Source organism: Endozoicomonas arenosclerae, from assembly GCF_001562015.1.
GTDB lineage: Bacteria > Pseudomonadota > Gammaproteobacteria > Pseudomonadales > Endozoicomonadaceae > Endozoicomonas_A > Endozoicomonas_A arenosclerae.
Genome location: NZ_LASA01000056.1, coordinates 85,948 through 93,029 on the forward strand (window position 1 = coordinate 85,948; position 7,082 = coordinate 93,029).

Below are 7,082 nucleotides of genomic sequence, written 5' to 3' on the forward strand. Positions count from 1 at the left end.
AGATCTGAAGTACAACACGTATTTATTAGATAATTAACATCGAAAACTATCGGTCTTCACGGATAATAGACGTCAAGACAACACTATATATTGTGCCTCCCTGCTGCCACAACCACTACCTGATGAGTCCAGGAGTCTGACTGAGAATAAACAGTCCGGCCCTGGAAAAGGCAGCTCTATCTTCCCTATTCCTGTATTTCGGAGTTGTACTGGATGACCGACATCATCAAGCGTGATGGCTCACGACAGCCATTTGATGCCCCTCGTATTGCCAGAGCCGTGGCCAGTGCCTTGAATGATGCCCATATCAGGGATGAAGCTTTCGCCAACTCGCTGGCCAAAGAAGTGGAACTGACTTTTACCAAGCGAGAGCGGGTAGATATCTACGAAGTTCAGAATCTGGTCGAAGAACTGCTGATGCGCAGTGCCTATAAAGATGCTGCCAGAAAGTACATTGAGTATCGCAATACCCGGGATATTGAGCGTGAGTCCAGAAATGCCCTGAGTCAGGAAATCATGAGCATTATCAATCAGGACAACGAAGAACTGCTCAACGAGAATGCCAACAAGGACAGCAAGATCATTCCGACACAGCGGGACCTGTTGGCCGGTGTTGTAGCTCGCCACTATGCCAAACAGCATATTCTGTCCAAACATATTACAGCAGCCCATGATCGTGGTGAGCTGCATTATCATGATCTGGATTACTCCCCGTTCTTCCCCATGTTCAACTGCATGTTGATCGACATAGAAGGCATGATGACCCAGGGCTTCCGCATGGGTAATGCCGAAATCGAAACGCCTAAGTCGATCACTACCGCCACAGCTATTACCGCTCAAATCATTGCTCAGGTGTCCAGCCACATCTACGGCGGAACCAGTATTAATGAGATTGACCGTATTCATGCACCCTATGTCACCAAGACATTTGAGAAGCACCTGGAAGAAGGCTTGCGCTGGATAGATGATGAGGAAAAAGCCAAAGCCTATGCCATGGAGCGGACTGAAAAAGACTGCTTCGATGCCTATCAGGCTCTGGAATATGAAGTAAATACCCTTCATACCGCCAATGGACAGACCCCTTTTGTCACCTTTGGTTTCGGTCTAGGCACCAGCTGGCAGGAAAGACTGGTGCAGCAATCCATTCTCAAGAATCGTATTCGTGGTCTGGGTCGCAATGGTAAAACCCCGGTCTTCCCCAAGCTGGTCTTTGGTATTCGCAAAGGGGTTAACTTTTCCAAGGAAGACCCTAACTATGACATCAAGCAGCTGGCGCTGGAATGTGCCAGCAAGCGGATGTATCCGGACATTCTCAACTACGACAAACTGGTGGATGTTACTGGTAGTTTCAAAACACCCATGGGCTGTCGTTCATTCCTGAGTGCTTACGAAGAGAACGGTCAGCTTATTCACGATGGCAGAAATAACCTCGGCGTGGTTTCCCTGAACCTGCCCCGAATCGCCATTGAAAGTCAAAACGAAGAAGACTTTTTCCAACGCCTGGATCAGCGACTGTCTCTGGCTAAAGATGCCCTGATGACCCGGATCGAGCGACTCGACAAGGTCAAAGCCAAGGTGGCTCCCATTCTTTATGTAGAAGGTGCCTGCGGTGTCAGACTGAATCCGGAAGATAATGTCAGTGAAATTTTCAAACACGGCAGGGCTTCCATTTCACTGGGTTACATTGGTATCCATGAAGCCATCCATGCACTTTATGGTCAGGGCGATATTTACGACTGTGAAGAGCTGCGCCAGAAAGGTCTGAACATTGTTAAGTATCTGGACAAAGCTGTCAGTCGTTGGAAGGCTGAAGCCGGATACGGCTTCAGCCTTTACTCCACCCCCAGCGAAAGTCTGTGCGACCGTTTCTGCCGGCTGGACCGCAAAGAGTTTGGGGTGATTGAAGGTGTCACCGACAAAGGTTACTACACCAACTCTTTCCATCTTGATGTTGAAAAGAAAGTTACCCCTTATGACAAGGTCGACTTTGAGATGGAGTATCCGGCATACGCCAGTGGTGGCTTCATTTGCTATGGGGAATACCCCAACATGGTCCATAATCTGAAAGCTCTGGAAAGTGTCTGGGACTACACCTACGACAAGGTTCCCTATTACGGCACCAATACCCCCAACGATGTCTGCTACAGCTGCAGCTATGAAGGCGAATTTCATGCTACTGCACGTGGCTTTGAATGCCCTCAGTGTAAAAACCGGGACTCTTCCAGAATGTCTGTGACCCGCAGGGTTTGTGGTTATCTTGGTCAACCTAACAGTCGCCCATTCATCAAGGGCAAACAGGAAGAAGTGGTTCGCCGGGTTAAACACCTGTAGGAAAACCTTAAGCCGTTATGATGGCTGTGCTACATTTTCCTGTTTGTTGGCGATAATCCTTTCATAACCTATCGCTCAAGGCTGTCTATGCAAAACAAGATACTGCGCACAGCACTTCAGCTTTTGATGCTTTTTCTGCTCATTCTCTCAGTTCCCTGGTATCGAACGCCGGGAACTGAGCCTGTCATCTATCTGGGGATGCCGGACTGGGTCCTTATAGCGTTAACCTGCTATGTCGTGGTGATCTTCATTAACCTTCTGCTCTGGCTGAGTAGAGAAGATCCACAGGAGCTTGATCCATGAGCCTGTCCCTGTGGCTAACCCTGGCCTACTTTATGGTGCTGATACCTTTGTGTATCAGGGCCAGAAAGGCCAGTCAGAGCGATAAAGCCGAGGATCATTATCTGGCCAGCCGATCACTGGGATTCTTTGTGCTGTTTTTTACGCTCTATGCCACAGCGTTCAGCGGTAACACTCTGGTGGGCTATACCGGACAGACATACTTACATGGTTATCACTGGGTATTAACGGTGGGTCTTTGGGCTGCTATTGCTGCCAGCTTTCACTTTCTGGTACCAAAATTAAGACCCATTTCAGTTCAACAGAAGTTTGTGACGCCTGGCGACTGGATACGCTTTCGATTCCAGAAAGACCTAACCGTACTGATCCTGCGAAGAATGCTAGCGATCTGCCTTTGCCTGACCATGGCCAACTTTCTTTTTGCCCAGTTAAAAGCAGCAGGAGAGATTCTGGAAGTCATTACTGACGAAGCCATTCCTTACACGGTGGGAGTCATAATGTTTGCTCTGGTCATCCTGCTTTATGACTCCATCGGTGGATTGAGAGCTGTCGCCTGGACAGATGTTTTCCAGGGATTGATGATGTTTACAGGCTCTGTCTTTCTGATTGTCTGGATGATTGAAAACAGTGGAGGGATCACAGCACTGGGCAACAGCGTCAGTCAGTTGCGCCCTGAAACAGTAGCTGTACCCGATAGTAATGTTCAGATTCGCTGGCTGAGTATCATGTTACTGGGGGCATTATCTGTTGTGGTCTATCCCCAAACCCTGCAGAGAGTCTTTGCCTCATCCAGTACCAAAACCCTGAACCGCTCCGTGGGCGCCCTGGGTGTTATCGGGCTCTTTACCAATCTGGTCGTGCTTCTGGTGGGCTGGTGCTCCATTTCATTATTTGCTCACACTGAAATCCGCAATGTCGATCAGGTTCTGCCCATGCTTTTGGAACAATGGGCCACCAGCAGCCTTTGGAATGGCTTTGCCGCCTCGATTGTTTTATTGGCTATTCTGGCTGCCATAATGTCTACTGCCGACTCAGTTCTGCTCTCTCTGGTGTCCATGCTCCGACATGATATTCCCCACTATTCCGAACGACAGGGATTACGTCAGGACTATGTTATTGCCGTTGCCGTGATGGCCGCCATTACCCTTTGCGCCTTGAACAGAGATATCACGCTCTGGCGGCTGATCGTCATCAAACTGGAGCTGCTGGTGCAGTGCTTCCCGGCTTTTGTCATTGCCCTGCATCTGCCCAGAATTCGTTCCGGTGCAGTCCTTGCCGGACTAATCACCGGTGTGGTCATACTGTTTACAGCGATTTTTCTGGGCATGAAAAACCTCTGGGGCATCAATGCCGGACTCATCGCCCTTGCCGCAAACCTGCTGGTTCTCAGCATCGTCTACTTTTTTCAATCGCCCGCTACCGGACTCAATCACTCGAAGCCTCGCCTATGAATTACCAGCAGTATTACCCTCTTGATGTCGTGAACGGTGAAGGAACCCGATGCACACTGTTTGTCTCAGGCTGCGAACACTTCTGCAAAGGCTGTCATAACTCTTCTACCTGGGATGCCAACAAAGGGCATCTTTTTACTCAGGCTATGGAAGACCAGATTCTTGCCGATCTGAGTGACACCAGAATCCCACGGGATGGTTTGTCTCTTTCGGGGGGAGACCCGCTGTTTCCTGAAAACCTCAATGACATATTGCATCTGGTTAAAAGAGTGAAAACAGAACTGCCGGAAAAAAATACCTGGCTCTGGACCGGCTACACACTGGAAACCCTTTCCCCCCAACAAAAATCGGTGGTTGAATTTGTGGATGTGCTCATAGACGGCAAGTATGAAGAGGATAAACGAGACTTGTCGCTAGCTTGGCGAGGCAGTTCCAACCAGAGAATCTTAAGACTCAAACATGGGCAGCCACTCTAAAATAAATACTCTATAGAAACCCTTGCACTGTCACTGTGGCTTTTATGAGCCTGTACGCCAGAGTAACTCAGCATCACCTGAGTCTTCGCACCGGCCCATGGCATTAGGGAGAACCCAAAATAAACACCCTGATCAGTAATACCGGAAGGCATATCCGCTGCTTTTTGGAATTGACTACCCAGCTCGTAAGGGGCTCCTTTGGAATCAATACTTTGTTGCTGATAGCCCAGCCAGCTTCGCAGTTGCCAGGGATGGTTGAGTTCTCCTAACAGAATGCTACTTTCCAACCCTACCCTTCCAATCCACTGGCGAAAATGGCTGGACTTCAATGTCAGAGCTTCAGCACTGGTGCTTTTTTCCTTGAAATGATCATAGTCCGAGTCTGTAAAAAGCAGGCTGAATTGGGGCGATAAGGTTAGTCCGGGATGCCTTGAATTCAGAGGCAGCTCATAGCCCAGATCAAAATACAAATTGCGTCCAAAACTGCCAAAGTCCGAGGATAAAATGGAGCCTTCGTCGTCTGATCGGCGGTACTGGTAATGACTGGCTGTGAGATAAAAAGCCAGATTGGCCAAATATCGCCCTTGATGAAACGAAAGAAAACTCCCCAGTCGAATCGTTTCATCAGACCCCGATCCGGACACTTTATGCTGGCTCACCCCGGTTTTTTGAACGCTGCTAAATGCACCCGCCACAAGTGAGGGCGTTAAAGGGGTAAAAAGCCCCAAGTTCAGACCATAGCCAGAAAACGACTGCCCATCCTGCTGTTGGGTCAAATCTCCCTGCCCTCCGTAGACCTGCACAAAACTGTGCAATCCACCGGGATCATGATCAAAGAATACTGGCCCCTGGTTGATATTGGCCTGCAGCTCGCCACTGAAACCATCAATACTCACTTGTCCAGGCCGGAAATGACTGCCGGTCCGGTAGATAGACATGATCTCATGAAGCCCCATCATGGATTCCAGAGCCATCAACCCTGACACTTGCTCAAAACTGGCAGCCGTTCTGATACCCGTTAGAGTCGACGCACTCAGAGGGAAGTCTGCGGAACTCCGTTCTTCAACACCTGCCAGTGCATAAGGTCCGATATCTTCCGTCTTTTCCGTAATGACCTCAGATTCAGACTCTTCGACTACCCAACTCACGTCAGAGTACTGATGAATGTCCTCTGACAATATGTTGGTTGCTATCTGACTTTCACCCTTTGGCGATTGAAAAGTACGCTGATCCCAGCCATCCACTTTCAATTCATCGACAGGCTCTTCCAGAGGGCTTTGTCTAGCAACAAGATTGCCAAACAATCGCGCACGAGAATCGGGCATACCCAGCTCTGCAGATTCAATGTCACTCCTGGGCATTCGTACTTTCAATGTTTCAGGTGCCGAAGAGAAATCGACCGCTTTTTTTCGCACCCGATTTTTAAAGTGACGCCCATTATTCGGAGACGTGTAGCCCGTATTTAACGTTGTCCTCTCAGTCACTCTTTTCTTCAAGAATTTCTTGGCAGTACCGCTTTCTTTCTGCTCTCCAGGCTGCGGGAAGCGGCTGATAAGCCGCCTGAATTCAAGCACCTTATCTGGGTTGGCAGTAAAAACTGTTTCTCCAATGGACTCAATGGGTCTTTGTTTACGCTTAGCTTCTGGTAAAGCCACCTTTTGAATCACTATGGGGTCTGGTTGAGGCATTTGATCCCTGGCAGCCCGATGCTCAGCTTCCTCTCTGTATAGAGCTAGCTCACCTTTCCCCCGGAACCTGATCTCTTGGGGTTCAGCAGGAAAAACAAAACCCTTTTCTTCAGGTAAGAAACATACTTTCTCATCAACAGGAGAACACACACCGCCGGTAAACCTGAGGGCGACGGCTCTTGACCCCCTCCACTCCTCCTGCTCCCTGACCGGCAGATTCTCTGTCTGGGTGTATGAAAAAATCTCTCTGCTCTTTTCCGGGATCAGGCTGAAGTTGGAAGGGCATCGTGTATCCTGATCCTTCAACCAGCTCTTAAGATCATCTGGAAATTCTGTGCGCGCAGGGTATCGCCCCGATGTTTGAATCAGGGTTCCGATCAAACCACCCGCCAGTGTAAAAGCGGCAGCTGTCGCACTGTAGTGCAGCCCAATATCTTCAGCTCTACTTTGAATCGGGTAATCAATAGCGAAGAAAAAACCAAGCGGTATCAGCACCCATTGCCTGACTGGCTGCATAGAAAGTTTTTTTATAACGAATTCATCCATCAGATGTGAAAATTGATGCATATTATAGATGGAGTTTTTTTAGACGTTCGTTACATAGGGAACCTGCGAATAAGTCCCTGATCATGAGATAATAATCTCAGCAGCTTGATCAGAGGTAGTCATGGACCAACAACTCTCTTTTTCCGACAGTGAATTCAGCCAGAAGCGACGCAGAACTCGTAGGGAAATTTTTCTTGAAAGAATGGAGGTTCTGATTCCATGGAAACGCTTAGAGGCCGTAATCGAGCCCTATTACCCTAAGCGTGGCAACGGAAGACCTCCTTATCCTC

Annotated in this window: 6 protein-coding genes; 5 read left to right on the forward strand and 1 reads right to left on the reverse strand. The window is 48.8% G+C overall.

The genetic code is table 11. The annotated features are described in order from the left end of the window. The first annotated feature begins 213 nt into the window (after positions 1-213). The 4 genes from nrdD to nrdG all read left to right on the forward strand — a co-directional run bounded on the left by nrdD (position 214) and on the right by nrdG (position 4,558). Complete coding sequence (gene nrdD / locus WG89_RS06190; RefSeq protein ID WP_062262910.1) at positions 214-2,331, forward strand: anaerobic ribonucleoside-triphosphate reductase; 2,118 nt, start codon at positions 214-216, stop codon at positions 2,329-2,331. A gap of 87 nt (positions 2,332-2,418) precedes the next feature. Then, a complete protein-coding gene (locus WG89_RS06195; protein ID WP_062262881.1) occupies positions 2,419-2,634 on the forward strand; it encodes a hypothetical protein in 216 nt (71 codons plus the stop codon). Further along, positions 2,631-4,082 carry a sodium:solute symporter family protein gene (locus WG89_RS06200; protein ID WP_062262885.1) on the forward strand — a complete coding sequence of 484 codons (1,452 nt, stop codon included), beginning with the start codon at positions 2,631-2,633 and terminating at the stop codon, positions 4,080-4,082. The genes WG89_RS06195 and WG89_RS06200 overlap by 4 nt, the downstream gene beginning before the upstream one ends. After that, positions 4,079-4,558: an anaerobic ribonucleoside-triphosphate reductase-activating protein gene (gene nrdG, locus WG89_RS06205; RefSeq protein WP_062262887.1), complete on the forward strand. Its 480-nt coding sequence runs from the start codon at positions 4,079-4,081 to the stop codon at positions 4,556-4,558. The genes WG89_RS06200 and nrdG overlap by 4 nt, the downstream gene beginning before the upstream one ends. On the opposite strand, the gene WG89_RS06210 is transcribed toward nrdG, so the two are convergent. After that, positions 4,555-6,762 carry an autotransporter outer membrane beta-barrel domain-containing protein gene (locus WG89_RS06210; RefSeq protein WP_172806727.1) on the reverse strand — a complete coding sequence of 736 codons (2,208 nt, stop codon included), beginning with the start codon at positions 6,760-6,762 and terminating at the stop codon, positions 4,555-4,557. The two genes, nrdG and WG89_RS06210, sit on opposite strands and share 4 nt — an antisense overlap. Positions 6,763-6,913: 151 nt before the next feature. On the opposite strand from WG89_RS06210, the gene WG89_RS31990 reads away from it, so the two are divergent. After that, on the forward strand, positions 6,914-7,082 hold a 169-nt coding region (locus WG89_RS31990), incomplete at its 3' end, for a transposase (protein WP_062260605.1).

Bases quoted from the DNA above. Each gene is read 5' to 3' on its own strand.
- nrdD (WP_062262910.1), top strand. From the start codon at position 214: ATGACCGACATCATCAAGCGTGATGGCTCACGACAGCCATTTGATGCC.
- WG89_RS06195 (WP_062262881.1), top strand. From the start codon at position 2,419: ATGCAAAACAAGATACTGCGCACAGCACTTCAGCTTTTGATGCTTTTT.
- WG89_RS06200 (WP_062262885.1), top strand. From the start codon at position 2,631: ATGAGCCTGTCCCTGTGGCTAACCCTGGCCTACTTTATGGTGCTGATA.
- nrdG (WP_062262887.1), top strand. From the start codon at position 4,079: ATGAATTACCAGCAGTATTACCCTCTTGATGTCGTGAACGGTGAAGGA.
- WG89_RS06210 (WP_172806727.1), bottom strand. From the start codon at position 6,762: ATGCAGCCAGTCAGGCAATGGGTGCTGATACCGCTTGGTTTTTTCTTC.